The 26,202-nt window shown below is 41.9% G+C and carries 24 protein-coding genes and 2 pseudogenes; 20 read left to right on the top strand and 6 right to left on the bottom strand.

All coding sequences use genetic code 11. The features are described 5' to 3' along the window. Window positions 1–116 precede the first annotated feature (116 nt). The 3 genes and pseudogenes from ACR42H_RS17480 (at window position 117) to zupT (ending at window position 3,105) form a co-directional block, all read left to right on the top strand. Window positions 117–539 carry a DUF1801 domain-containing protein gene (locus tag ACR42H_RS17480; RefSeq protein ID WP_113881370.1) on the top strand — a complete coding sequence of 141 codons (423 nt, stop codon included), beginning with the start codon at window positions 117–119 and terminating at the stop codon, window positions 537–539. 143 nt (window positions 540–682) lie between these two features. Beyond that, window positions 683–2,034 (top strand): annotated as a pseudogene (locus ACR42H_RS17475) (glycosyltransferase family 2 protein). Between the two features lie 261 nt (window positions 2,035–2,295). Continuing rightward, complete coding sequence (zupT, locus tag ACR42H_RS17470; RefSeq protein ID WP_009333594.1) at window positions 2,296–3,105, top strand: zinc transporter ZupT; 810 nt, start codon at window positions 2,296–2,298, stop codon at window positions 3,103–3,105. Window positions 3,106–3,156: 51 nt separating this feature from the next. Here zupT and ACR42H_RS17465 read toward each other — a convergent pair whose 3' ends face one another. Continuing rightward, the gene (locus ACR42H_RS17465) at window positions 3,157–4,017 is read right to left on the bottom strand and encodes a YitT family protein (protein ID WP_436372212.1); all 861 of its coding nucleotides are present in this window, start codon (window positions 4,015–4,017) and stop codon (window positions 3,157–3,159) included. 157 nt (window positions 4,018–4,174) lie between these two features. On the opposite strand from ACR42H_RS17465, the gene ACR42H_RS17460 reads away from it, so the two are divergent. Continuing rightward, entirely contained in the window at window positions 4,175–4,678 is a 504-nt protein-coding gene (locus ACR42H_RS17460) for an NUDIX domain-containing protein (protein ID WP_113881392.1), read from the top strand. A 37-nt stretch (window positions 4,679–4,715) separates the two neighbouring features. Here ACR42H_RS17460 and ACR42H_RS17455 read toward each other — a convergent pair whose 3' ends face one another. Further along, a complete protein-coding gene (locus ACR42H_RS17455) occupies window positions 4,716–5,735 on the bottom strand; it encodes a DUF3231 family protein (protein WP_113881393.1) in 1,020 nt (339 codons plus the stop codon). Between the two features lie 116 nt (window positions 5,736–5,851). Here ACR42H_RS17455 and ACR42H_RS17450 point away from each other — a divergent pair, with 116 nt between their 5' ends. Continuing rightward, window positions 5,852–6,382 carry a topology modulation protein gene (locus tag ACR42H_RS17450; RefSeq protein ID WP_436372209.1) on the top strand — a complete coding sequence of 177 codons (531 nt, stop codon included), beginning with the start codon at window positions 5,852–5,854 and terminating at the stop codon, window positions 6,380–6,382. 31 nt (window positions 6,383–6,413) lie between these two features. Here the strand turns inward: ACR42H_RS17450 and ACR42H_RS17445 are convergent, their stop codons facing one another. Next, complete coding sequence (locus ACR42H_RS17445; RefSeq protein ID WP_436372207.1) at window positions 6,414–8,462, bottom strand: molybdopterin-containing oxidoreductase family protein; 2,049 nt, start codon at window positions 8,460–8,462, stop codon at window positions 6,414–6,416. 199 nt (window positions 8,463–8,661) lie between these two features. Between ACR42H_RS17445 and ACR42H_RS17440 the strand changes: the two genes are divergently transcribed. From ACR42H_RS17440 to ACR42H_RS17425, 4 genes are all read left to right on the top strand, one after another. Continuing rightward, window positions 8,662–9,342, top strand: coding sequence for a response regulator (locus ACR42H_RS17440; protein ID WP_436372205.1), 681 nt, complete (start codon window positions 8,662–8,664; stop codon window positions 9,340–9,342). A 113-nt stretch (window positions 9,343–9,455) separates the two neighbouring features. Continuing rightward, window positions 9,456–10,991: a helix-turn-helix domain-containing protein gene (locus ACR42H_RS17435; RefSeq protein ID WP_436372203.1), complete on the top strand. Its 1,536-nt coding sequence runs from the start codon at window positions 9,456–9,458 to the stop codon at window positions 10,989–10,991. Window positions 10,992–11,130: 139 nt separating this feature from the next. Continuing rightward, a complete protein-coding gene (locus tag ACR42H_RS17430) occupies window positions 11,131–11,898 on the top strand; it encodes a hypothetical protein (protein ID WP_436372201.1) in 768 nt (255 codons plus the stop codon). Between the two features lie 145 nt (window positions 11,899–12,043). Next, window positions 12,044–13,105, top strand: a complete 1,062-nt coding sequence (locus ACR42H_RS17425) for an SDR family NAD(P)-dependent oxidoreductase (protein WP_436372199.1) — start codon at window positions 12,044–12,046, stop codon at window positions 13,103–13,105. A gap of 47 nt (window positions 13,106–13,152) precedes the next feature. Here ACR42H_RS17425 and ACR42H_RS17420 read toward each other — a convergent pair whose 3' ends face one another. Further along, complete coding sequence (locus ACR42H_RS17420; protein WP_436372197.1) at window positions 13,153–14,256, bottom strand: aromatic acid exporter family protein; 1,104 nt, start codon at window positions 14,254–14,256, stop codon at window positions 13,153–13,155. A 199-nt stretch (window positions 14,257–14,455) separates the two neighbouring features. Between ACR42H_RS17420 and ACR42H_RS17415 the strand changes: the two genes are divergently transcribed. Then, window positions 14,456–14,971, top strand: coding sequence for a YbaK/EbsC family protein (locus ACR42H_RS17415; RefSeq protein ID WP_113881401.1), 516 nt, complete (start codon window positions 14,456–14,458; stop codon window positions 14,969–14,971). Window positions 14,972–15,066: 95 nt separating this feature from the next. After that, the gene (locus tag ACR42H_RS17410) at window positions 15,067–16,245 is read left to right on the top strand and encodes a M20 family metallopeptidase (RefSeq protein ID WP_436372195.1); all 1,179 of its coding nucleotides are present in this window, start codon (window positions 15,067–15,069) and stop codon (window positions 16,243–16,245) included. Between the two features lie 53 nt (window positions 16,246–16,298). Here ACR42H_RS17410 and ACR42H_RS17405 read toward each other — a convergent pair whose 3' ends face one another. Both ACR42H_RS17405 and ACR42H_RS17400 read right to left on the bottom strand, forming a co-directional pair. Next, window positions 16,299–16,508: a methionine aminopeptidase gene (locus ACR42H_RS17405; RefSeq protein ID WP_113881403.1), complete on the bottom strand. Its 210-nt coding sequence runs from the start codon at window positions 16,506–16,508 to the stop codon at window positions 16,299–16,301. A gap of 118 nt (window positions 16,509–16,626) precedes the next feature. After that, complete coding sequence (locus ACR42H_RS17400; RefSeq protein ID WP_113881404.1) at window positions 16,627–17,526, bottom strand: LysR family transcriptional regulator; 900 nt, start codon at window positions 17,524–17,526, stop codon at window positions 16,627–16,629. A gap of 195 nt (window positions 17,527–17,721) precedes the next feature. On the opposite strand from ACR42H_RS17400, the gene ACR42H_RS17395 reads away from it, so the two are divergent. The 9 genes and pseudogenes from ACR42H_RS17395 (at window position 17,722) to ACR42H_RS17355 (ending at window position 26,191) form a co-directional block, all read left to right on the top strand. After that, on the top strand, window positions 17,722–19,533 hold the full coding sequence (locus ACR42H_RS17395; RefSeq protein ID WP_436376989.1) for an assimilatory sulfite reductase (NADPH) flavoprotein subunit: 1,812 nt from the start codon (window positions 17,722–17,724) through the stop codon (window positions 19,531–19,533). A 25-nt stretch (window positions 19,534–19,558) separates the two neighbouring features. Further along, window positions 19,559–21,280: an assimilatory sulfite reductase (NADPH) hemoprotein subunit gene (gene cysI, locus ACR42H_RS17390; RefSeq protein ID WP_436372192.1), complete on the top strand. Its 1,722-nt coding sequence runs from the start codon at window positions 19,559–19,561 to the stop codon at window positions 21,278–21,280. 373 nt (window positions 21,281–21,653) lie between these two features. Next, a complete protein-coding gene (locus tag ACR42H_RS17385; protein ID WP_436372190.1) occupies window positions 21,654–22,496 on the top strand; it encodes an NERD domain-containing protein in 843 nt (280 codons plus the stop codon). A gap of 70 nt (window positions 22,497–22,566) precedes the next feature. Then, window positions 22,567–23,727 carry a pyridoxal-phosphate-dependent aminotransferase family protein gene (locus tag ACR42H_RS17380; RefSeq protein WP_436372188.1) on the top strand — a complete coding sequence of 387 codons (1,161 nt, stop codon included), beginning with the start codon at window positions 22,567–22,569 and terminating at the stop codon, window positions 23,725–23,727. Between the two features lie 14 nt (window positions 23,728–23,741). Further along, complete coding sequence (locus ACR42H_RS17375; RefSeq protein WP_436372186.1) at window positions 23,742–24,215, top strand: GyrI-like domain-containing protein; 474 nt, start codon at window positions 23,742–23,744, stop codon at window positions 24,213–24,215. A 63-nt stretch (window positions 24,216–24,278) separates the two neighbouring features. Further along, window positions 24,279–24,795: pseudogene (locus ACR42H_RS17370) on the top strand (DinB family protein). 96 nt (window positions 24,796–24,891) lie between these two features. Beyond that, window positions 24,892–25,044, top strand: coding sequence for a hypothetical protein (locus tag ACR42H_RS17365; RefSeq protein ID WP_166672452.1), 153 nt, complete (start codon window positions 24,892–24,894; stop codon window positions 25,042–25,044). Between the two features lie 13 nt (window positions 25,045–25,057). Continuing rightward, window positions 25,058–25,717, top strand: coding sequence for a hypothetical protein (locus ACR42H_RS17360; protein ID WP_436372184.1), 660 nt, complete (start codon window positions 25,058–25,060; stop codon window positions 25,715–25,717). 15 nt (window positions 25,718–25,732) lie between these two features. Beyond that, window positions 25,733–26,191 (top strand): GNAT family N-acetyltransferase, encoded by a 459-nt coding sequence (locus ACR42H_RS17355; protein ID WP_436372182.1) that lies wholly within the window; start codon window positions 25,733–25,735, stop codon window positions 26,189–26,191. The last annotated feature ends 11 nt before the right edge of the window (window positions 26,192–26,202 follow it).

Here is a 26,202-nt window from a genome sequence, read left to right as displayed (position 1 = left end):
GTGGGTGAGGAGCAATCATATGGTTGCTCTTTTTTGCTGGGAGTATTGGTTTTCAGAAGGACATTACCTGTTTTTTAGAGAAGTACTGATCAAATCCAAATAAGGAGCTGGCTATTTTGTACAAAGTTAAAACCAAAGAGAACGATAACAGTGTAATTGAATTTATTGAAAAAGTTGAGAGTCCTAAAAAGAGAGAGGATGCTTATAGGCTGCTGGATATCTTTACAGAAACGACCGGCTATCAGGCGAAAATGTGGGGACCAAGCATCATTGGCTTTGGTTCGTATCATTATAAATATGCAACTGGTCATGAAGGGGATGCACCACTTGTTGGCTTTTCGCCAAGAAAGGCTAAAATTAGCCTTTATTTTGCACCCGGGGATAAAAAAAGAGATGAATTGCTTGAAAGGTTTGGGAAACATACAACAGGAAAAGCTTGTGTTTACATAAATAAGATTACAGATATCGATTCAGAAGTGCTAAAGGAATTAATTATTCAATCAATTGATTTTTTAAGGGAGACTTACCCGGAGCAATAGGTAATACAACCTATAAATATTCTCGAAACCATGCGGCAGAACTGCAAGATTCATCCGGATGGGATTCTAGTATAATTTTCGTGGTTACTTCACCTTCAGTATGATATATTTTCAGTTAAGTATATTATGTTGAAGGTGAGATTATGCAGCCAAGTCTAACACCCATCAAGCCGGAAGAAAGACAAGGAAGAAAAAAATTATATGTCTCCATTAATAATAAGTTTGTACTCAGCCACCTTGTCTCAGCAGTATGGCTGGCTCTTTCTATTTATTTATCGCTTCCCTGGCTTAAGGAATTATCGGAGATTGTCACGCTCCCGATCAGTCTGCTGATTATTGGCGGAATTGCCTATGTACCTGGCTATATGAATGCCTTTCTGGTGATGAGCCTGCTTTTGGACAGGCAGCCTTCATTTAAAAATCCGGATCCTGATAAGGAAGTGACATTGCTGGTAGCTGCCTTCAATGAAGAGAAAACAATCTTTCAGACGTTAAGCTATGTGGCAAGCCAGGATTATAAAGGCAAAATTAAAGCTATTGTCATAGACAATCGTTCTTCAGACAATACCTATTGTGAATTAGTAAGGGCTCAAAAAGAACTTAACATTGAAATCAAGGTTTTAAAGGAATCTAAGCCGGGAAAATTCCATGCATTAAACAAAGGGCTGCAGCATGTGACAACAGAGTATGTCATCACGCTTGATGCCGATACCCTGCTTCATCCCTCAGCGGTCCGCTTTTTAGTGGCACGCATGGAAAGCAGTCCTGAAGATGTGTGTGCCGTAGCGGGCTCCATGCTTGTGCGCAATAGCCGCGAAAACCTATTGACTAAAATACAGGAGTGGGATATTACCTGGGTATTGCTTCAATAAAGAGGCTGCAGGGGTTATATCAGGGCACACTGGTTGCTCAAGGGGCCTTCAGTTTGTACAAAACAAATTCCGTCCGCCATGTAAATGGCTGGCCGGATGCCATTGGCGAAGATATTGTATTGACATGGAGACTTCTTCAGAGAGAATGGAAAGTGTATTTTGAGCCTCTGGCTGCAGCATTTACGGATGTTCCTTCCAATCTATCACACTTTGCAAAGCAAAGGTCCAGGTGGGCAAGAGGGATGATTGAAGGCCTGAATGAAATTAAACCATGGAATCAGCCCCAAATTTACACAAAATACTTAACGGGCGTTAACCTTGTTATGCCATATCTGGACATGGTGTATACTTTCTTTTGGATCCCTGGATTGATGCTGGCATTCTTCGGTTATTTCTGGATAGTTGGCCCTATGACCTTATTTGTCTTGCCGCTTACAATTCTAAGTTACGGTATCTTATATATGTATCAAAAGCATTATGTTTTTAAAAATCTGAATTTGAAAGTAAGAAAAAATATATTAGGTTTTTTTGCATTTATCCTTTTCTATCAGATGATTATGTCGCCCATATCTGTATGGGGGTACTTTCAGGAACTTTTCAAATTAAAGCGTGTGTGGGATTGACCTTCGCTGTGATAAGTGGCGGAGGTTTTTTTCCTTTTTTTTGCACATTTTCTTCAGTCATTCTTATAATATTGAAGTAAAAAAAAAAGAATTGCAGAGTCATTTTTATTGCTTTTGGTTTGCGTTGGAGATAAAATGTTTACCAAAGTAAACTTTTTAAGTTAGGCGCATATACTTTTAGTAATCTTGGATATATATTTTTTTAACGCAAAAGTTGCCCTAGAGAAACTTTTTGGCAACAGTGAAAAAGGAGAGAGTAAAATGTCGCAGGAAGTATTATTTGCATTAGGTCTCACATTGTTTGCAGGCTTAGCGACAGGTATTGGCAGTTTAATGGCTTTTTTTACTTCTAGAACGAATACGAAGTTTTTATCATTGGCACTTGGCTTTTCCGCAGGTGTAATGATTTATGTCTCCATGATTGAAATCTTTGTAAAAGCAAAAGATGCGCTGGTAGGAGCATTAGGTCAAGTAAACGGCAACTGGGCAACTGTTGGAGGTTTTTTTGGCGGGATAGTCCTTATTGCACTAATTGATCGGTTTATTCCTAAAAAGGATAACCCGCATGAAGTAAGAACAGTTGAAGAGATGAATGATGCAGGCAAGGTCGTCGAAGATCCGGCACTCTTAAAAATGGGAACCTTTGCCGCTTTGGCGATAGCGATTCATAACTTCCCGGAAGGAATTGCAACTTTTACATCTGCACTTCAGGACCCATCGCTTGGAATCGCCATTGCTGCGGCTATCGCAATCCATAATATTCCAGAGGGGATTGCTGTTTCAGTTCCTGTCTATTACGCCACTGGTAGCAAGAAGAAGGCTTTTAAGCTCTCATTTTTATCAGGGCTGTCAGAGCCAATTGGCGCCTTTGTGGCATACTTGATTTTAATGCCATATTTAAACGATGTAATGTTTGGTGTCATTTTTGCTGCAGTTGCCGGAATAATGGTGTTCATTTCCCTAGATGAATTATTGCCGGCTGCCAAGAAGTATGATGAAGCCCATACTTCTATTTATGGTCTTGTGGCAGGAATGGCCGTAATGGCGCTCAGCTTGCTGCTGTTTTTATAACAAAGGAAGCAGTCTCCTATTGTGCAGGAGGCTGCTTTCTTTATTTCACAATCAATGAGCTGTGCCCTTGTCAAAGTTGCTGCCGCTGACATCGGCAATATTTTCTATAGCCACTAATGCATTCGGGTCGATATCTTCTACAATCGAACGGAGCGCAGATAATTCAATTCGTGTTACGATGGTATAAATGATTTTTTTGGGCTCTCCAGTAAAAACACCCTGGCCCTGAATATAGGTCATTCCCCGCCCCAGTTGCTTCAGGAGCTCGGCAGAGATTTCTTCAGGCATATCAGAAATGATCGTTACTGACTTCAGCTCTTCTATACCTTCCACAACGATATCAATCATTTTATAAGCAATATAATAGGTGATAATGGAGTACATGGCAGTTTCCCAGCTAAAAACGAGGAAGGCCGCAAGAATAAATATAAATACGTTGACAATCATGATAAACTGGCCGACAGACACTGGTCGCTTTTTGCTGACTAGGATGGCGATAATTTCTGACCCATCCAATGCTCCGCCAGTTCTGATCACAAGGCCGACTCCTGTACCGAGAATGACAGCTCCTATGACTGTCGCTAAAAATAAATCATTGGTTACCGGCTCAAAATGATGCAGGTATGCGGTACTGGCAGATAAAACAATAACACCGTATAACGTATGTATCGTAAATTTCATTCCTATTCTACGGAAGCCAATATAGAGAAATGGCAGATTTAAAACAATCAGGAATATACTCATGGTCATCCCGGTCAGTTCAGCAGCGATAATGGAAAGACCGATAACCCCGCCATCGAGAATATTATTGGGGACAAGGAAAAACTCAAGTCCTGCCGCTGCAATCACCGCACCTAGCGTAATCATGATGAGCTGTCTTATCTCTTTTAATACCCGTTTTTTCTTTGTCATTGCCAATATGATCAAGCCCTTCTTTTTTAAATACTTTCATATTATAGCACTTATTAAGAAAAACCTTTAAGCAGGAACCACTTAGCTGTAAAAGAGGAAATAAAAAGGCAAGTGTTGAATGTAATTAAGCGGATTTAAAAAAAAGCGAGGTAAATATATGACTGCTGCTTACGTGGATTGGGGCGGAGCAAGGATAAAATTAACCTGGAAGGAGGCAGCCTATCTTCCAGAAAGAGAATGTATTACGAGCGTTCATGGGTTTTGCTTTTTAGGAGGAAAGGTTTTATTAGTGAATTTGCAGAACCGGGGATGGGATATTCCCGGCGGTCACATAGAAAAGGGTGAAAGCCCGAAGCAATGTTTTAAGAGAGAAGCCATGGAAGAAGGCTATGTGGAAGGGCAGTGCACCCAAATGGGATATATTATCGTAGACCATAGCGAGAATCTGCAGTGGACTGAAAGAAGCGCATATCCTAAAATTGGCTATCAGATTTTTTATCATATGGATATAGAAAGAATGTTCGACTTTGAAGCCAGGTATGAGTCATCAGAAAGGATCCTGGTCGATCCTCCGCAAATACCTGAGTTTTGTGAGGGATGGCATGAAACACTTGCTGAGGCTTTAAACTCAGCAATGAAAAGAAGTATCTCCAATTTATGAACCAAAAAGAAAAAGAGCATGGCTGCTCCTTTTTCCATCATGATCCGTTTTTATTCTGGGCCAATTTTTTTCGGTCTTTTGTGCCAGGCGGCTTTTCCATCCAATGATGTTTAATCATAATGTCTGCTCCCGTTTTGGCATATTTGGCAATCTCAATGGATAAGCGTTCATAATTCATGGCCAAATCGCTGCGCTGGCTGGCAGCTGCTGCCGTAGCATAGTTTCCGGTTCCTGCTGCACTTATTAAACTCATATGAAACATGATCAGCTTATCTGAAAATGTCTGTGTAACCGAATTGCTGACACTGACATCAGGCAGACGGGGTGTGGGAATATCATTTTGCAGCAGAATATCTGTGAAAATTTTAATATGTTTGTTGGCTATTTCTGCACCTCTAAGCATAAAATCTGAAACCTCTTTAACCGGTGAGGTCTGAGCAAAACTGAGGCTTAAGTTTACCCCCATGGCATTGGTCATGACATTCATATACAAATGAGATATTTCTATTGTATTTAACGGTCTTTTATTGGCCAAAGGATTCAGCCCGCTTAAATAATTCTTGCTATCAATATATTCAGTCACAGGTGGTGTTTCTATATAAGGGTGCCTTGCAAACAGGCCTTTGCTGAGGGCAATCCGGGTTGACTTATTATATAGAACTGAAGTTTCATGAAGCCCATTTGTAAAGTATTCACATATGTCTTCCCTTGAACTCATGGAAAGAAAGCTGCCGTAAGAAATAAGACCTGTCCGAGCCATATGGTTTATATACGTTAAGCAGAACATATCAGAAAAGAGCCATGGGGCAGTCATAATGACGTCGTTATCAGAAAAACCATTAGGCAGCGGCATCTCACTCTGCTGAAAAACCTTGACAAGCTTTTTTAAATGGGTGGTGGTCAAATCATATGCGAATTGGACCACTCCCTTAATTTCTTTGTCCTCCAGATCTTTAAGCATAAACCCTAAAATGCACTTGGCCATGCTGTCATTCATATAGGAAGTCCACAATGATGCAATTTCAGCCGCTGTGAGACGTGTCTTATTCTTTTGCATTGGATTGCCTCCATTATACGATTATTGACTATGGTTGATATTTTTTCCTTTAAAGTGGTTCTTATTCTTTTTCCGGATTAAGTCATCAATCAGCATTTGGAAAAGGGGCTGATTATTTGAGAAGAATTATGGTGATTGGGATTTCAGCGGGCGCAGGAAAATCAACCTTTGCCAGAAAATTAGGAGAAAAAACAGGCATTGAGGTATATCATCTGGATGCTGTATTCTGGAAGCCCGGCTGGGTGGAAAGCGGACTTCCAGAATTTTCGGATGCCCAGCGTGAACTTGTGAAAAAACAGCAGTGGATTATTGAAGGCAATTACAGCAATACTTTTGAAATCAGGGCAGCTGCGTGTGATACAGTCATATATCTGGAACTTCCCCTGTATCTCTGCTTGTACAGGGTATTGAAGAGGTGGCTGACCAATCTAGGTAAAACACGGCCTGATATGGCAGCCGGATGCAAGGAGAAAATGGACTGGAAGTTTATTAAATTCATTCTGACAACATACAGAACCCGCAAAAAGAAAATGGCTGAACGGCTTGACAGATTTGAAGCAGAAGGTAAAAAAGTCATTGTACTTAGAAAATCGGATATTGATTCATTCATAGAGGATTTTGATGTTAAGAATAACAATGCTTCATAGAATGCAAAAAACCCCTGCAATTTTGCAGGGGTTATTCTTTTCTGATTTTCGAAATATTTACCCGGCCTGAAAAGAACACGGCACCGCCTCCCATATCGGAAAGCCTGTCCGGAGTCAGCGAATTGACCAGATGTTTTGTTCCTGGGGCGTCTGCCCAAATTCCCTGTGAAACGACTGTACCAGTAAGGACAAGTTCTCCGACAGCCGCTTTGAGTTCACATTCCCCTCGTTCATTCCAAATACGAACCAAGTCGCCATCTTTAATTTCAGCATTTATAGCATCCCTTGTATTTATGTGAAGACGCGGTTCCTTCTCCATGGCTGCATGTTTTGTATTATTCGAAAAAGTTGAATTCAAAAAGTGATGGTTCGGTGCAGGCACAAATAGAAAAGGGAATTTATTTACTTCCTTCAGCGGTATGTATGTCGGCAGAGGAGGATATCCATCATCTTTCATTTTCTGCGAGTATAATTCTATTTTTCCGCTGGGCGTGGGCAGCCTGCCAGGAAAAAGCGGTTTTATCCTTGCTTTGATAAACTTGTTTTTCTTCAGGGATTCAGCATTGATTTCCTCAATTAAGGGGTTAGCTGAAAAATCTAATGCGGCATCAATCATTTCTTCTTCTGTTTCTTTAAATACAGAATCATGAAAGCCCATTCCTTCTGCAAGAAGCCGAAACACTTCGACATTAGATTTTGATTCGCCGTATGCTTCTATGACTGGCTCCTGAATTTGGATGTAGTGGTGCCAATAGGATGAATAGATGTCCGTATTCTCAAAAGAAGAAGCCGCCGGCAGTACAATGTCAGCATACTTGGCCGTTTCGGTTAAGAACAGATCATGGACAACAAGGAACAAATCCTCTCTCTGCAGCCCTTGACGGACCTTATTCCCTTCTGGTGCAACAACAGCAGGGTTGGTTCCATAGACGTACATAGATTTAATCGGTTTTTCCAGCTCAAAGAGTGCCGAACCGATCCGATTCATATTAATGAGGCGTGTATCCTTTTTGTGCAGGAGGTCAGGCCTTTGAAGGGCTCCAGTATTAAAAGCAAGATAGCCGGAGTTTCCCTTGATGGCACCGCCGCCCTTTAAGAGCCAGTGTCCTGTAATTGCAGGAAGACATGAAATGGTGCGAATGCACATTCCTCCATTGTCGTGATGCTGTGGCCCGTTGCCGATTCGGATAAAAGCAGGGGAAGTCTTTCCATACATACGGGCTAATTTCAGAATATCATCTTTTGGCACACCTGTTATGCCGGCTACTGTTTCAGGATCATATTCCTTCACATGTTCACGAAGTTCCTGGTGGCCAACCGTATACTTTTTCAGAAAGGTCTCATCTTCCAAATTTTCGTCAAACAAGACGTGCATCATGCCAAGAGCCAGAGCAGCATCAGTGCCGGGAGTAATCGGTATAAACCAGTCGGCCATTTTTCCAGTCTGGTTTTTATGGACGTCAATCACAACGATTTTCGCACCGCTCTTTCTTGCTTTTTGTGCGAGAATCATTTGATGCATGTTCGTGCTGACTGCATTAATGCCCCATAGAATAATGAGCTTTGAATGGATGGTATCCTCCGGATCTATTCCAAAGCTCCCGCCCATTGTGTACGTATATCCAGCTGTACCGGCAGACTGGCAAATCGTCCTGTCAAGGCGTGATGCCCCGACTTTATGGAAGAAACGGCGGTCCATTCCTTCTGCGTTTAATCTGCCCATATTTCCGTAGAAACTATATGGCAGGATGCTTTCAGGGCCATTATTGACAATTAGGTCCTTCCATCTGGAAGTGATCGTGTCTATCGCCTCTTTCCACCCAATCCGTTCAAAATGGCCATCACCTTTGGTGCCAGTACGCTTCATTGGATATTTTAGGCGATTTTTATCATAAATCCTTGATGGCATGTTGCGGACCTTATTGCAAATATTCCCCTGTGTTACGGGATGATTGGGATCTCCTTCAATTTTTACGATTTTTCCTTCTTTTTTATGAACGAGAAGGCCGCATTGATCGGGGCAATCCAAGGAGCAAACGGATGGGAAAACACCATCTAAGGTTTTGCTGTAAGAGTTCATGTCCACATACTCCTTCCTCATAGTATTTCGATCATAACATAAAATTCAGTTTATTTGATTGGCGTCTGGAGGCATCCGGCAAATTTCTATAATGAAACACCGAACCTCATATTTGAAACTATGCTTTGAAAAAACTTATGTAAAATAGGTTTGATAGATACGAATGGTTCAGAATACTTCCGAGCAGGTGAACAGGGAAATGGCGCTAAAAATTGCGATTGTAGATGATCATAAGCTCTTCAGAGAAGGGGTCAAACGGATACTGGAAATGGAAGAAGACCTTGAAGTTGTTGCTGAAGGGGAAGATGGCCGTGATGCTCTCATAATTGATAAGAATTATAAGCCTGACGTCATGATTATGGATATCGACATGCCCAATATGAATGGCATCAAAGCAACGGATAAGCTGAATGAAAACAAATCAAAAAGCAAAGTCATTATATTATCTTTTTATGATGATGAGAATTATGTGACGAGAGTGCTCCAGTATGGTGCAGCCGGGTACCTCCTTAAAGATATTGGTGCAAAAGGGCTAATCGAAGCAATCAGGATTGTTGCAAGCGGCGGCAGTTATCTGGATCCCAAGGTTACACAAAATATTATTAAGGAATACAAAAGACTTACAGAATTAAATTCAGGCAGCAATCATGCGTCAAATCAAAACTATCAGCGTCCTCTGCATATTTTGACTCGCCGCGAATGCGAGGTGCTTCAGCTGCTGGCAGATGGAAATAGCAATACTGGCATCAGTAAAGCGCTTTTTATTAGCGATAAGACGGTTAAAAATCATGTAAGCAGCATTTTGAGAAAGATAAAAGTTCATGATCGGACTCAGGCAGTCTTTCTAGCCATCAAAAAGGGCTGGGTCAGAATCGGTTAGAACCAATGAATGTAATTCAGAATTGGGCATGTTCTCCTGAGCATGCCTTTTTTCGTTGAGATAGCAGTAAAAGATGAGTAAACAGATTCGGTAAAAGAAAAGATAACTTTGAAGTGCTTGAAAAGATAGGTGATAAAATGAACCGGTTTTATAAACGCTATTCAGATTTAATCTTTCATTTGCTCAGTGAAAATAAATGGATCAGTTTAGCTCAGCTGGCAGAACGCACAGGTTTTTCAAAAAGCACGATATGGCGTGATCTGGAATTCCTGGACACGATACTGCCGGAGGATTGGAAGCTGGAAAGGCATGAGGCTTTTGGAGTTAGGCTGAGAAAACCTGAAAGCGGGACTCTGGAGAGCATTTTGAGAGAAATTCGCGATAAGAATACTTACTTCCATACGTTAAAGCTGATTTTATTAAGCGATGGAATAGATATTTCTCTAATATCCAATGAGGTGCATATAAGCCGTTCGACCGCATACCGCCACATTGAAAAGCTTCAGGAGGTTCTTCAGGAATCACAGCTTACTTTAACTTCGAGTCCATTCAAAGTAGTCGGAGATGAAAGAGATATCAGGCGTTTTATCATGCAATACTTAGATTTAATGAGCTTTAAACCGGAAGCTGAGAAGGATTGGCCGTATTCCGGGGATTTTCAGTCGGCCTTGCTGGAGCAGACCTCGAGCTATTCGATGACTCTCCGGACAGGAGCCGTTCAGCGCCTCAAAATGATCTTATATATTTCAAACCTGCGTATGTCTATGGGCTATTTTGTTTCATTTCCAAAAACTTTGGTGGATGCATATAAGGAAAGTAAATTTTTTCTCTCAGCTAAGGAAATAGTGCATTTTATGGCTAAAGCCAATATTCCTTCCAGGGAAACACAGCTCAAGGAAATACTTTTCTTTGCCATTTATTTAATGAGTGAGGAAAGGCCGACGAATAGATCGGAGCATCTGCGTTATCTCCGCAGGAGAAGAATAGGCGAAAGGGAACATCCTTTTTCTGTCTACTTAGAAGACCTTTCGAATATTGCTGGCTTCAATTTAACAGATGATGATATCTTTCTATTTCACATTTACCAGACATTCAAGAGAATTTACCTTGAAAAAGAATTAAATACCGAAACACTCCATAGCTCAATGATGCAATATCTTCCATATTATGAGACTAATCCACTTTTCAAAACAATAGAGGACCTGGGAGTCAAAACATTCTCGAAAGTCCCCCTTATTTTTAAAAAGCTGGATGTTCTTGAAATCTTTACTCTTCTCCAGGCTGCTATTCTGCGAAAGAGGAATAGGCATGTAATACAAGCTGCGCTTGTATGCCGGACATATTATGAAAAAGATTATATTAGGGAAGTGCTAAACTATCATTTTGGAAAACAGCTTTCTATATCAACGCTTGATTCATCAAGCATCGATTTAATTTCAGAATATGAAGAGTTTGATCTGGTCATATCAACCGATTTTGATCATTCATCCAAGCTTAAAGACCTGCCAGCCATAAATGTTTCTGCATTTCCGACAGGTTCAGAGCTTATGGAAATCAAGCAATTCATACATGATCATTTTTTAAAGCAAATGGACCTGGATAAAGAGATGATCTATCCCTTTGAAAAGCAGGATGAGCCATACTCATAAGGAGACGCCTTCAAGCTGAAGGTGTTTTTTTATTTATTTTTTAAAACATGTTGATTTTGATAATCATTATCAATTAAAATAAAGATAGATGATAATCGGTTTCAATTATACATAGTTTTGATTTTAAGGAGGCGAGGAGTTGATCAAAAACTCTCAAGTATCCGTCCGCACAATGACTGACCAGAATTTAACGGACTTTATCCGGTGCCCTTATAAATTTTATTACGCACATATTGAAAAGAAAAAACATCCTCTTGGCTGGCGTCAGGCCATTCAGCATATTATCAATAAAGTTGTTTCATCCTATTTTCAGCTGCCGCAAAGCCATCGCACTCCTGCGAACGTTCTTATGCTGATCGATCAATATTGGGGAAGGCTGGAGCTTCGCATGTTTGATTCCCAGCTCCAATATTATATGGCTGCAGCAACGGTAACTGATAGTTTAATGAGAAACTTAAGCAGTGAATCTGAAATAGCACAGCCGCTGTTTTTGTATGAAAGGTTCAGAATGAATCTTAAAGAGCTGAATGCAGATCTTTCTTTAACTTTTGATGTCGCGGAATGGCAGCAGGACTCTTTTATAGTGAAGAAATTCCTGGTGGATGCTGATGAGCAAATGCTTGAGCTCTATTGTCATTTAACAGTGGTTTTTTCAGAAAAGGTATTTGGAATAAGGCCGGCCAGAATTGAGGTCATAACATTAATGGATGGTGATAGGCATGTATTCAATCCAAATAAAGATAGCCTTGAAGCGGGATTAATCTATCTGCAGATGATGAAGGCGCTTCTTGAAGACACAAGACAGTTTTCGGATTTGTACAATATGAATGAGTGTCCAGCCTGTCCTTTTCAGGGAGTCTGCGACAGGGATGAAAAGAATGAGCGAAAACAAAAATACTTATCCTAAAAAAGGCGCCTGGGGAAAACCAGGCGCTTCTGTTGTTTATGAATATGCAGAACCGATTTAGGGTAAATGTATTTCCATTGCTTTTAAATGAATTTCCCGCTAAAGTTTTTACAGGGATGTTAGGTAGAAAGGTTGCGATTCTTCTTTGAATATACTAATTACAGGTGCAAACGGTTTTTTAGGGAAAAAGCTTTCATTAAAGCTTTTGGAACAGGGGCATGAACTTTATTTATTAGTCAGGAGCAGAAAGCGGCTGGATGCTTTCATGCAAGGCGAGGGAAGCGATTTTTCCAGACAGATTCATATATTGGAAGGCGATGTTACAGAAGAGCATCTTGGACTAAATAGAGAACTGGTGAATTCATTAAAAGGAAAGATAAATGCCTTATATCATAGTGCAGCACTTCTATCTTTTGATGAAAAGGATCGGGATAAGACTTTTAAAGTGAATGTGGGAGGAACAGAAAATGTTCTGAATCTTGCTTTGGAAATAAAATGTCCAAAAGTTTTATATATCAGTACCGCCTATACGGTTGGGAAAGAGATTTTTGGGGCGGAGGCTCTTTACTCTGCGGACAGGCGTTTTGTAAATCCCTATGAAGCTTCCAAATGCGAGGCAGAACACCTAGTATATACATTTCGGAAAAAACTGGATATTGTTATTCTCCGTCCGGCTATTATCATCGGTGATTCCAGAACAGGTGAAGCAGATACAAACTTCGGCTTATATGGATTTCTAAAAGGCATTAAGATCTTAAAGAAACGGGCCATGCGAAGACAAGACGGCCAATTCTGCAGAATCTATTTGGATCCAGAAGTTGCCCAGAATTTTGTGCCAGTGAATTATGTTATAGATACACTGGATGCCGCCCTGATTCATGCAGAAAATGGCGGGATTTTCAACATTACAAACCCTAACCCGCCTCTGCAATCAGATGTATATGAAATAGTAAAAGAGGTATTGGATTTTCCGCAATTGGAGATGTGTGTCCCATCATCATCTGCAGAAATGACAAGTGAGGAAAAGGCTTTTCATAATTCAATGAGCATTTTCCACAGCTATTTCCAGCGGACCATTGATTTTCCATCAGACAATACGCAAAAGCTGCTTGCAGATGCAGGAGTTCCCATGCTGCAAATGGACCGTGATGTATTAACAAGAATAATAGCAGGATATTTGCTCGATGAAGCGAGTATATCTTCCTGACAAAAGATAAGACCGGGGATTTGAATTCCCGGTCTTCCTTTATTCATTCATGCCTGTTCCCCGCCTTGTTGGGCACCTGCTTCAAGTGGGGCTTTTAAAAGCTTCCGGTGCTTAATTTCCATAGTCTGAATTTGATTCAATTCCTCAATTAAGTCATGGATGGAGAGAACCTCATATAAAATGGCTGTTTCAGGCTGGACATGGTGGTGTGTGCGCGGTCTCAAACCGCCTGCAGGGTTCAGCTGTTTTTGCTCAATAAACCACTGTGTTACTTCGCTGATTTTTTTATGATGGCTTTCTGTAATAAGAAAGCCCGGGTCATATAGGCTGTCTTTTATATCCTCAAGAACAGCAGCGGCTGCCTTTTTCCTGTCCTTCTCCAGCTCCGGAAGGACAGTTGGCAGAAAGATCAAGTTTCCCACGTGATAGGTAATCTGCCTTAAAATAGTCAGTTTTTTATATTCATAATGAAAGTTGCGCATATCTTCACGGCTAAATCGGTGATACCTATATTCTGCTTTTTGATAATGGCATAAGGTTTCGGTTTTATCGATATCTTTAATAAGTCTTTGAAAATCAGAACGGACAGTGCCATCGGATCCCTGTGAATTGAAAATTTCAAGGCCTCTTTTATGTAAAATGTCACCGGATCGTCTGTAAAGGGCATGTATGTTTTTTATGATTGATGTTGAGTAATTGGGAGGCATGACAAAAAAGTTAACTGCTGTGGAAACGACAATTCCGGTAGTCGTAGTCCCCAATCGAATGAAAAAAGAGGACAGATAATGGTCCTGTACTGTTGAAATCATAGCGACACCCGTCAATGTAGCCACCAGCATTCCATCATGAAGCTTCAGCTTATGGCAGACAATGATTGTCGCAAGCGACACGGAAGCATAACTGTACGGGCTGTCCCCGAAAATGAACGTAAATAATACAGCAAATCCCGCACCAATGGCTGCCGCCGGAAACCTGACATATGCTTTCCGAATTGAGTCCGCAACAGTGGGCTCAATCGTAACGATTGCCGTAATCACAGCAAACATGGCTGGCCAATCCAGCATATGGCAAATAAAAGCTGTTATAAAAACCGCCAGTCCGGTTTTGGCGATTCTTCCTCCTATAAATTTATATGGAATAGTCTGTTTCATACATAATCCTTCTTTTAATCTGTGGTTTAATATTAAATTTATATTAGTGCAAGAAACCAATAAGAGCAAATGTGAATCTTCTGATAAAGAGAAATTATCCCGATGACATCATCTGATAGTATGTTAAAATAGACAACTATAAAGTATAAATATTGAATATATATAAGATTTTACGGAATTAGAGGAAGGGTGAGTTTGAATGTCAATTGAAAGTGTGAAAGCCCATTTTAAAAAATGGGATCGGGAACAGGATGTAATGGAGTTTGATTCTTTAAGTGCAACAGTGGAACAGGCTGCTGAAACTATCGGTGTCAGCCCTGCACAAATTGCCAAGACTCTTTCCTTCAGGGGGGATGGGGATGAAGCAATTCTTGTGGTGGCAGCAGGCGATGCCAAGGTTGATAACAAGAAGTTCCGGAAAACGTTCGGTTTCAAAGCCCGGATGCTTTCAGCGGAGGAAGTCCTCGAGCAGACCGGCCATGCCGTAGGCGGTGTGTGTCCATTTGGACTGAAAAATGACCTGGATGTATATCTGGATGAATCTATGAAAAGATTCGAGACCCTATTCCCTGCATGCGGAAGCAGCAATTCTGCCATTGAACTGACACCTGATGAAATTAATACATATTCAGATGCAAAAGCCTGGGTGGATGTGTGCAAGGACTGGGAAGAGGCGCTGATCATCGAGCGGCCGCTGGAAAAAATAACGAAATAGATGTCATATTTTCGTGCTGAAATCAAAGAAGTGTTGTATAATTATAATTAATACTGAATAAATATATAATCGCGGGTTAGGAGAGCAGATAATTCATGGGAAAGAATCTGATTATTAAACAAATTGATGAACTTCAGGATGACTTTAATAGAATAAGCACCTATATCGGCGAGAATCCCGAACTGGGGCACGAAGAGTATAAGGCATGCAAAATATTGACAGAGGAGCTTGAAAAGCATGGTTTTTCTGTAGAAATCGGCACCTGCGGTTTACCGACTGCATTTACGGCAGCTTATGACAGCGGGAAAGAAGGTCCTGTGATTGGATACATGTCTGAATACGATGCATTGCCTGAAGTAGGGCATGCATGCGGTCATAATCTAATCGGCACGATGGGGATTGCTGCAGGAATAGGACTAAGTAAAGTGATTCATGAAACTGGGGGGAAGGTTATTGTCTTTGGCACGCCTGCAGAGGAGACGAAGGGCGGTAAGGTGACCATGGCCGAAGCTGGTATTTTTGATGTTTTGGATGCAGCAATCATGGTTCACCCCCTTGACAATTTTGTGAAAAGCGGGTCATCATTGGCAATGGATGCCATACAGTTTGAATTTTTTGGAAAATCAGCCCATGCAGCTGCCAGCCCCCATTTGGGAATAAATGCTTTGGATGCTGTCCTGCAAACGTTCAATAGCATAAACGCTCTGCGCCAGCATATCAAACCTGATGCCAGAATCCATGGCATTATCACTGAAGGGGGCAAAGCCGCAAACGTGGTTCCGGACTATGCGGTTGCCCAATTTTATGTTCGTGCAGCCAAACGTGAGTATGTGAATGAACTTGTTGAAAAGGTCAAGAAATGTGCGGAAGGGGCAGCTTTGCAGACTGGTGCCGAAATGAAGTGGTCATTTTATGAGTTCTCTTACGATGATATGGTTACAAACAGCCCTTTATCAGAAGCATTCAATAAAGAACTGCTTTCTCTTGGTGTGAACGAGGCGGAAATTCTGGAACAGAAGGATGGGTCAGGTTCTCTTGATATGGGGAATGTCAGCCAGGCGGCACCTTCCATTCATCCTTATATTAAAATCTGCAATGAGGCATATGCTTGCCACACACATGAATTCCGGGAAGCTGCTATGACTGAGCAGGCTAAAGAAGCCATGATACTCGGAGCGAAGGCAATGGCACTTACGGGGTATGAAGTGTTAACCAACCAGGAGCTTTTAAAACAGATTAAAAAAGATTTCGAGTCAAACAAGGCATTAGCTTAAAATCCAAAATATGGCCATGATCCAAAAGAAGCATGAGGATCATGGCCATTATATTATGATAAACTATTCCATTCTGAATACAGTCCGGTTCCATTGCAGCCCTGGCAGTCAAATTGGTTTGCATGGTAAGCGAATTCATTCCCCGGATAGAGTGAAAAACCCCTGCCGTAACAGTCAGGACACTTGTTTTCTTCCTTCATGCGATTGACATGATTCTGATATCTGCTTTCCCGCCATTCATTAAAGGCATTCAATAATCCCATCTTTTTCACCTCAGCCATTTTTCCTTATTTTGAATAAAATGGGCAGATTTTATACACTTCGCTACTATAGTATATGAATAAAGTGGGACTAGTGTGAAAAAAAGCTTGTTCAAAAATGCTATTTACCCTTCGGGTGCTTCCATTTTTCGCTGAGTGCTTCGATAAAAATGCTGACATTCTTTTTTTCCTGCATGATGGGGGAAAGAACATAGGAAAGAGTGCGTTTGAATTCCTGATTTTTCACTTTGATTATTGACAGGTTATTTTGTTTAACGTCCCTTTCAACGACGCTTCCAGACAGGATGCTTATTCCCAGCCCGTTGATGAGTGTTTCTTTTATCCCCTGGTTGCTGCTGATCGTTAAAAGTGATTTCACCTTAAGACCATTTGATCTGACAACATGGTTAAAATACTCGCGTGTCCCTGACCCGTTTTCCCTCATGATCCATGCCTGATCCTGAAGGTCAGCAATGGTGGTTTCCTCTTTTTGTACCAATGGATGCTGGTTGGAAGTCACAATATATAATTCATCCTCTAAAAAGGGAGTTACGATAAGCTCTCTTTCATTTGTCTGGCCCTCTATTAACCCAATATCCACATGATGGGACCGTGTTGACTGAACAACTTCCTCCGTGTTGGCAATCGTCACCTGGAGGTTTAGCTCAGGATACTGATTCTGCAAATCAAGCAGCAGGGGAGGCAGGATGTATTCCCCTATAGTGAAACTGGCCGCAATTTTGAGGTCTCCTTTAATGGTGTTTTGCTGCTCTAAAATTTCCTGTCTGGTTTGCTCGTAAATGGTAATCATCTGCTTGGCCCGGTCATATAATATTTCACCGCTGGGCGTAATTTTCAAGTATTTTGGAGAGCGTTGAAATAGCTTGGTCTGAAATTCCTTTTCCAGGTTTTTAATATGCAGGCTGACACTGGGCTGTGACATAAGGAGGAGCTCGGCCGTCTTCGTAAAATTTTTAACTTCAGCCAATGTGACGAATGTTTTTAATGCATCATAGTACAAAATATCACCCTTTCTATAATTAGTAATATTAATAGCTGCGATAATTAATATTTATTTTACTAATGGAATATCATTCGGTAAAGTAATAGATATATATTTTTTGCGTATAAAACCGACTTTTTTTATAGGAAAAGAGGAAATTTAAAGAAATACTATAAAACCAGCCTTTTGCGCTGGTTTGCGAGGTGGATCATGTTGCAACTTCAGGTAATGAACAGTCCGTTTAATCAGGAGCAGGCAGAGCTCCTTAATCGTCTTCTTCCGACTCTGACAGAGACACAATCCCTCTGGCTGAGCGGGTATCTTGCCGCGATACAGTCTTCATCACTGCAGGCTGCCCCGGCAGTGGAAGAACGTCCCGCACCTGCGGCGGCTCCGGCCATTCCAAAAGAAGTGACAATCTTATTTGGATCACAAACCGGGAACGCACAGAACCTGGCAAAAAAAACTGGAAAAACGCTTGAGGATAAAGGTTTTCAAGTAACGGTTTCAGCAATGAGTGACTTTAAGCCCAATAATCTTAAAAAGGTCAAAAACCTGTTAATTGTCGTAAGTACCCATGGTGAGGGAGATCCGCCTGACAACGCTTTGACATTCCATGAATTTGTTCACGGAAAAAGGGCGCCCAAAATGGAAGACTTCCGATACTCAGTTTTGGCACTTGGCGACAGCTCATATGAATTCTTCTGCCAAACGGGAAAAGATTTTGATAAACGTCTGGAGGAACTTGGCGGAACCAGAATAACGCCGAGAGTGGACTGTGATCTTGATTTCGAGGAGCCTGCAGCAGAGTGGGCGGAAGCAGTTTTAGCCGGATTGAGCGAAGGGGAAAGCAGCAGTCCTTCTCCTGCAGCAGCAGCTTCTGTTTCAGCTTCAGCACCTGCCGAGTCAGTCTATTCCCGGTCCAATCCTTTCAGGGCAGAAGTTCTGGAAAATCTGAATCTCAATGGACGCGGCTCCAATAAAGAAACCCGCCATCTCGAGATTTCTCTGGAAGGTTCCGGTCTGACTTATCAGCCTGGTGACAGCCTTGGGGTATACCCTGAAAACGATCCCGAATTGGTTGACTTGCTTTTAGCTGAGATGAGCTGGGATCCTGAGGAAGCAGTCAGAGTGAAGGAGGAAACAGTAACGTTAAAAGAAGCGCTTACGGCTCATTTTGAGATTACTGTCCTGACCAAACCGCTTGTTGAAAAGGCTGCAAAGCTTTCTGGAAATGAAGATCTGCACCTGCTTGTGTCAGACAGCAATCAACTGAAATCCTATATGAATGGGCGAGACTTAATTGATTTAGTCCGTGACTTTAAACCATGGAACAGTTCGGCACAGGAGTTTGTCTCTATACTGCGTAAGATGCCTGCGCGTCTTTATTCCATTTCCAGCAGCTTCGAGGCGAATCCTGATGAAGTTCATTTAACAATCGGTGCTGTCCGCTATGATGCTCATGGCCGTGAACGCAAAGGTGTCTGCTCCATTTTATGTGCGGAGCGTCTCCAGCCTGGCGATACACTGCCAGTATTTATTCAGCACAACGAAAACTTTAAACTTCCGGAGAATCCGGACACACCAATCATTATGGTAGGTCCAGGAACCGGAATTGCACCGTTTCGATCATTTATGCAGGATCGTGAAGAAAGCGGTGCAGATGGGAAATCATGGATATTCTTTGGCGACCAGCATTTTGTGACTGATTTTCTTTATCAGACTGAATGGCAAAAGTGGCTCAAGGATGGAGTCTTGTCGAAGCTGGATGTCGCTTTTTCCCGTGATGGTGATGAAAAGGTATATGTTCAGCATAGAATGCAGGAAAATAGCAAGGAATTATTCCAGTGGCTTCAGGAAGGAGCAGCCGTCTATATCTGCGGCGATGAGAAAAACATGGCACATGATGTTCATAACACACTAATAGATATTATTGAAAAAGAAGGCGGTATAAGCCGCGACCAGGCTTTAGAATATCTTGCCGACATGCAGAAAAATAAACGCTACCAGCGCGACGTATATTGATTTGGAAGGAAAGGAGTTTTACAGCATGGTAAACCCAAACTTAAAAGCACCGGATGGCCCTCCGAGTGATGTTGAGGGAATTAAGGATCGAAGCAACTATTTGCGCGGAACGCTGGAGGAAGTTATGCAGGACAGGATCAGTGCCGGAATTCCCGATGATGATAATAGATTAATGAAGCACCATGGGAGCTATCTGCAGGATGACCGGGATCTGCGGAATGAACGCCAGAAACAGAAGCTTGAGCCTGCCTACCAGTTTATGCTCCGGCTGCGCCTTCCTGGAGGGGTTGCAACCCCTGAACAATGGCTTGTCGTGGATGATTTAGCTGAGAAATATGGGAACGGAACTTTAAAACTGACAACACGCCAGACCTTCCAGATGCATGGAATTCTAAAATGGAATATGAAAAAGACAATTCAGGCAATCCATTCGACGATGCTTGATACGATAGCGGCATGCGGCGATGTGAACCGTAATGTAATGTGCATCTCTAATCCCGATCAATCGGAAATTCATTCGGAAGTGTATGAGCTGGCAAAGATGCTCAGTAACGACCTCCTGCCTCGCACACGTGCTTATCATGAAATTTGGCTGGATGAAGAAAAAGTAGCGGGCTCTCCTGAAGTGGATGAAGAGGTTGAGCCGATGTATGGCCCGCTTTATTTGCCCCGTAAATTTAAAATCGGGATTGCTGTACCGCCTTCCAATGACATTGATGTCTTTTCCCAGGATCTCGGCTTCATTGCCATCGTGGAAAACGGAAAGCTGGCAGGCTTTAACGTGGCAATCGGCGGCGGAATGGGCTTCTCCCATGGAGATAAGGCGACCTATCCGCAGCTTTCGAAAGTGATCGGCTTTGTGACACCTAATAAAATTTACGAAGTGGCTGAGAAGGTAATAACGATTCAGCGCGATTACGGCAACCGCTCAGTCCGAAAAAATGCCCGTTTTAAATATACGGTTGACCGCCTTGGTCTGGAAACAGTTATGGTAGAGCTGGAGAACCGTCTGGGCTGGAAACTTGATGAAGCTCGCGGATTCAAATTTGATACCAACGGAGACCGATACGGATGGGTAAAGGGTGTCCGCGGAAAATGGCATTTTACGATGTTCATAGAAGGCGGCCGTGTGGCAGACTTCGAGGGATATAAATTGAAAACAGCATTGCGTGAAATTGCCAAAGTTCATAAAGGAGATTTTAGGCTGACTGCCAATCAGAACCTCATTATCGGAAGTGTATCAACCAAAGATAAAGCAAAGATCGAGGCGCTGATTAATGAGTATGGCTTAACAGATGGAAGCCGCTATAGTGCATTGCGCCGCGGGTCAATGGCCTGTGTGGCCCTTCCGACGTGCGGTCTGGCGATGGCCGAGGCAGAACGCTATCTTCCTGTATTGGTCGATAAAATTGAGGAGATCGTTGACGAAGCAGGCTTGCGGAACGAAGAAATCACTATCCGCATGACCGGCTGCCCAAACGGCTGCGCCCGCCACGCACTCGGCGAGATTGGCTTTATCGGCAAGGCAGTCGGCAAGTACAATATGTATCTCGGGGCAGCATTTGACGGAAGCCGCCTCAGCAAAATGTACCGCGAAAACATTGGCGAAGAAGAAATCCTGAACGAGCTGCGCGCCATTCTGCCGCGCTACGCCCGTGAACGTCAGGACGGCGAGCATTTTGGCGATTTCGTGGTCCGGGCGGGGATTATTGAAGCGACAACGGACGGGACTAATTTTCATGATTGAGCTGAAGAAAGATGGGGCGGGAGCCCTGTCTTTTTTTCTTTGTGTTCGGGAGCCGAACGCACGTAAATATTTCTATCCACACATATTTTCTGCCTATAAGCACACAAAAAAGTCTATCCGCACATAAATTTTGGCTATCCGCACTTAAACATTCTCTTCGGAGTTTTTATTAGAGGATTTGAAGGAGTATTGCAGAATTTTTTAGTATCAAGCAAGAATGGAGTGAAAAAATGATCCTCAAAGAACGAAAAATCCCTTTTTTATTCTTAAAACAGAAGCTCTCCTCCGAAGGCTTCCAGCTCATCACCCCAAAATCCCTATCATTAGCGAAGAACTGAATAAAAGATTTGCAGGCTATAAAGGGGAAGCTTCATTGGATTTTCCTCTTGATTTTCTAGATAGTAAGGAATATTTTATCCTTCATGATCTCCGCCTGCCAGATAACGATCGCTTTTTCCAAATCGATACTCTTATACTTACAAAAAAGTTTGCTCTAATACTTGAAGTGAAAAATATAACAGGTATCCTTCATTTTGATACAGTATATAATCAATTAATTCGTATAAAGAATGGAAAAGAGCAAGTTTTCCCCTGCCCTTTAATTCAGGTGAATAGACAGGCATCGCAACTTAGAAGTTGGATTAATGCCAATGTCAGTATTGAAAATTTACCGGTCTATTCGTTTGTAGTCATAAGTAATCCGCATACAGGAATTAAAGTCATTCCTCCTTATATTGACCTCAGCCGTAAAGTTATACACCGAAATACGCTCCCTATAAAAATTGAGCAAATAGAAAAGTCCATTAATGGAGAAATCAGTAATAAACTCCTTAAAAAGTCCATTCGCTTATTAAAAAAGCAAAATAGAGAGCAGGAAAGCTCAATACTATCAAGATTCCAGATCAGCCAATCTGAAATTCTTACGGGTGTATTCTGCCCTGCCTGCAGCTATCTGCCTCTACAAAGAGTGAGTCGCACCTGGAGATGTCCTATATGCCAGATAACCAGCAAAGAAGCACATATGAAAGCATTGCATGACTGCAGTCTTCTGCTGGGGACTGCCATCACGAACAGGGAGCTGAGAAACTTTCTGCATATTCCTTCTTCCTATACCGCAGCCCGACTCCTCCAATCCCTCAATCTCCCGCATACCGGCGCTCAAAAAAATAGAAGATATACACTAATTTTTCCGAAGGAAACACCAATCCAAAAGTAATTAAAAGAGGTATTTGATAATAACTGTCGAAACATTTAGATATCTATAAACCTATCAAGGAGGAATATTCATGCCAAACGAGGAAATGCTTTTGATTCCAGGGCCGACGCCTGTTGTGGATTCGATTTATGATGCAATGGCACAAGAGACGCGGGGGCATACGGATCCCAGGTTTGCCGCTATTTATAAAAGTGCGATTGAGAAGACAAGGGAGATGCTGAAGACAGATGGGGAAGTGTTTGTAATCTCTGGCTCCGGGACGATAGCAATGGAAATGGCTCTGGTCAACACGGTTGCAGCTGGAGAGAGGCTTTTGATTATAAGTCAGGGCTTCTTTGGTGATCGTTTTCAGCACTTAGCAAAGGCGTTCGGAATCCAGGCAGATATCATTCAGTCCGAATGGGGAAAGCAGGTGGATCCCGCAGCTGTTGAGGAAAAGCTTGCGTCCCATTCCTATAAAGCTGTGACAATTACCCATGCTGATACTTCTACTGGTGTTGCGGCAGATTTGGATACATTAGTGCCTATCATTAAGAAGCAAGGGGCTCTTGTTATTTTGGATGGGGTCTGTGCGACAGCGGCAATGGAGGAGGATATGAGCAAGTCGTATGGCGAAGGAAAAATTGATGTTGTTTTGACAGGCTCACAGAAGGCGATTGGTGTCCCGCCAGGACTCGCTGTTGTGGCATTCAATGGGACAGCACTGGCTGCCAGGGAACAAATGGAACAGGTTCCTGCCTACTATTGCGATATCTATAATTGGATTCCAATTATGCATGACCCCCAAAAATACTTTGCTACACCGCCTGTTAATTTGATCTATGCCTATGATGAGGGCATGAAACTGGTCTTAGCTGAAGGAATGGACAATCGCTGCAAGCGCCATGAAGCATATGGTAAAGCTGTCAGGGCTGCACTTGCTGAATATGGAATGAAGGCAATTGCCGAGGAAAAGGCCGCCGCAGCGACTCTCAGCTGTATCCTTTACCCTGAAGGAATGGATGATGCTGAATTCCGTGCATCTCTTGCGAAAAAAGGTGTCATTGTTGCCGGAGCACTGGCCCATCTGGCAGGAAAAGCGTTCCGAATCGGCCATATGGGAAATACGACTGAAAATATGCTTGAAAAAGCCATTGTGCTGATCGGTGAAACAATGAACGAATTGGGCTTTGAAGCAGATATCCAAAAAGCAGCTGATAAGTTTAGAGAACTTGCATTGCCTGTTGCTTAATAAGGAGAGAAAAGATGTCTGATTTGACTTTCCGAGCGGCTGAGACAGAACTCGGAGAATTAAAACTGATAGGGATCCGCGTCTTATGCCCGCCGGATCAGTATCCGGCCGAAATTCCGAAGGCTATAAATTTATTATCTGGACGCCTTACAGAAATTAAGGGAGCTGTAAATCCTGAACGGCTTGTTGGTGCCTTCAAAGTGGAGGGAAACTCTCCTGAAGAAGACGGATATTGGATTTGCATTGAAGTGAAGGAATTTATTAGTGTTCCTGATGGTATGTTCTCATTAGAAGTTCCACCGCAAAAATATGCTTCTATCCGGCACAAAGGACCTAATTATGAGATTGGAAATTCCTATAGGGAATTGCACAGCTGGATTGAAGAAAAGGGATACAAGAGGCTGAAAAATAAATGGCACATAGAAATCCATCATAGCTGGGAGAGTATTGAGGATTTAGATTTAGAGCTGATGGATACGATTGTATAATATTAAAAGACTGCCATCCCGGCAGTCTTTTTCCTGAACATTACAGGATTGGAGAATGCAAGTATGGTCGATTGCCGTATTAAGCGTGTGAAGGGCTACGATGAAAAAAATAGGAGAACTTGTGTCAATGCTTGAACATGCCCGAGAAGTAACGCTGGAAGATATATCAGGCTTAACACAGGCTGAATTGGATTTTCGTCCTGATCCAGGCAGCAATTCAATTGGCTCACTTTTGAAGCATATAGGCTTTATTGAATATGTTCACCAAGTCATTACTTTTGAAAATAGAGATCTTAACGATGAAGAGCATTTAAGATGGGCCGCCGCGTATGAACTGGGCGAGAAGGCAAGGAGGGAAATTAATGATCATCCTCTTGAATATTATTTGAAGAAACTGTCTGCAATAAGAGGAAAAACGTTAAAACAATTATCATCCAAAAAAGATTGCTGGTTATATGAAGAAGGAAAGTGGAGCAACGGAGTGACCTTTAATAATTATTGGTTCTGGTATCACGTCATGGAGGATGAAATTAGCCATCGCGGACAAATCCGGGTGATAAGAAGACAGCTGGCAACCTAGAGGTGATAAGCTGACCGTCTGGTTTTTCCAAAAATATGAAACTAAAGGTCTTTTTGTTCGTATATAAGGTAAAACATTTAAAGGCGGTTAAACGTTATGAACAAAAAAAATTGGGGCCTTTCAGGAAGCGGACTGGCATACGGTCTGTCGCTGGGATTAGTTTTTGGAATGCTGTTTGAAAATTGGGCATTGGGTCTTGCTATGGGAGTTGCTTTTGGGGTATCGTTTGGATCCGCAAAAAAGGAGTAAAGGGGAATCTGCCTTGATTAAAAATAAAAAGCTCTTTGTGGCATCGGTTGCCTTAATCGTTATTTCCATAGCTTTAAACTTTCCTTTTCCGCATCAATATCCGCTAGGTGAAGCAGCCTTAATGATATTAAACATTCCTATAAAATCAGCAGATGGATTTCATTATGCAGGGGTTTTCATTCTCTTTTTACTTGTGCTGGGCATGATCTTTCTTCATCGTTCACTTGAAAGATATCATTTGCGATCTTTCTTTGCCGTTATCGTTATTGTTTCCCTTCTACCTCCTTTTCTGGCTGAATCCTACCAAAAAACGCTGGCAGATGGAATTTATGCTGTTTCCTATGTTAAAGATGAAAGTTTGTGTAAATTTGAAATGATTAGTGAAGAAACATTGCAGGGAATTTGTGAGCTGTCATTTGAGAATTACAGCAATGATGAAGTGTCTTTTACTATCGGCTTTTATGACAGATATTTAACTGAAGAGGATTTCCAGATGCTTTCACTAATGAACAGTGGAGAACACAATAACGTTAAACTGCTCCCTAACGAAGCAAAGGTCGTTCGTATTAAGAAAGAGATTGATGTGTCACAAATCAAAAACCACGTTGAGAGTGGAGAAGCTGCTTATGTAAGCATCATTATTAAGTCAGGTGATAAAAACAGGAAATTATAAGAAGGTGCAGAAGAAATGAACATTGGGTTAAAACCCGTTACAAGAGACAACTGGGAAGAAGCCATAAAGATGAAGGTAAAAGAATCGCAGCGTGATTTCGTTCCTTCAGCGGCTGTTTCACTTGCCAAGGTATATATTAAACCAGATGGAGATGATGTAGAGTATATCCCATTTTCAATATATGAAAATGAAAAAATGGTCGGGTTTATCATGCATGCCTATGAACCGGATACGGCTAACATGTATTGGATTAACGGTTTTTTTATTGACCAGAATTATCAGGGAAGAGGATATGGCAGGGCAGCATTAGCCGAGATGATCTGCTGGATAAAAACTAAATTTCCGCAGTGCGAGGAAATCCGTTTAACTGTTCATAAAGATAATCTTCACGCAAGGAATCTATATAAAAACTTCGGATTTTCCCCGGCCGGGGAGATTTGGGGAGAGGAAGAAGTTTACTATTTTTCGGTATAAAGGAGATATTT

Source organism: Cytobacillus sp. BC1816, from assembly GCF_051353635.1.
In the GTDB taxonomy this organism is placed as follows: domain Bacteria; phylum Bacillota; class Bacilli; order Bacillales; family Cytobacillaceae; genus Cytobacillus; species Cytobacillus oceanisediminis_C.
The sequence above is the reverse complement of the archived record's forward strand: the minus strand, read 5'-3'. Positions and strand labels throughout refer to the sequence as shown.

Coding starts and splice junctions, on each gene's coding strand:
- zupT (WP_009333594.1), top strand. CDS start 2,296: ATGTCGCAGGAAGTATTATTTGCATTAGGTCTCACATTGTTTGCAGGC.
- ACR42H_RS17465 (WP_436372212.1), bottom strand. CDS start 4,017: ATGACAAAGAAAAAACGGGTATTAAAAGAGATAAGACAGCTCATCATG.
- ACR42H_RS17460 (WP_113881392.1), top strand. CDS start 4,175: ATGACTGCTGCTTACGTGGATTGGGGCGGAGCAAGGATAAAATTAACC.
- ACR42H_RS17455 (WP_113881393.1), bottom strand. CDS start 5,735: ATGCAAAAGAATAAGACACGTCTCACAGCGGCTGAAATTGCATCATTG.
- ACR42H_RS17445 (WP_436372207.1), bottom strand. CDS start 8,462: ATGAACTCTTACAGCAAAACCTTAGATGGTGTTTTCCCATCCGTTTGC.
- ACR42H_RS17440 (WP_436372205.1), top strand. CDS start 8,662: ATGGCGCTAAAAATTGCGATTGTAGATGATCATAAGCTCTTCAGAGAA.
- ACR42H_RS17420 (WP_436372197.1), bottom strand. CDS start 14,256: ATGAAACAGACTATTCCATATAAATTTATAGGAGGAAGAATCGCCAAA.
- ACR42H_RS17415 (WP_113881401.1), top strand. CDS start 14,456: ATGTCAATTGAAAGTGTGAAAGCCCATTTTAAAAAATGGGATCGGGAA.
- ACR42H_RS17410 (WP_436372195.1), top strand. CDS start 15,067: ATGGGAAAGAATCTGATTATTAAACAAATTGATGAACTTCAGGATGAC.
- ACR42H_RS17405 (WP_113881403.1), bottom strand. CDS start 16,508: ATGGGATTATTGAATGCCTTTAATGAATGGCGGGAAAGCAGATATCAG.
- cysI (WP_436372192.1), top strand. CDS start 19,559: ATGGTAAACCCAAACTTAAAAGCACCGGATGGCCCTCCGAGTGATGTT.
- ACR42H_RS17380 (WP_436372188.1), top strand. CDS start 22,567: ATGCCAAACGAGGAAATGCTTTTGATTCCAGGGCCGACGCCTGTTGTG.
- ACR42H_RS17375 (WP_436372186.1), top strand. CDS start 23,742: ATGTCTGATTTGACTTTCCGAGCGGCTGAGACAGAACTCGGAGAATTA.
- ACR42H_RS17365 (WP_166672452.1), top strand. CDS start 24,892: ATGAACAAAAAAAATTGGGGCCTTTCAGGAAGCGGACTGGCATACGGT.
- ACR42H_RS17355 (WP_436372182.1), top strand. CDS start 25,733: ATGAACATTGGGTTAAAACCCGTTACAAGAGACAACTGGGAAGAAGCC.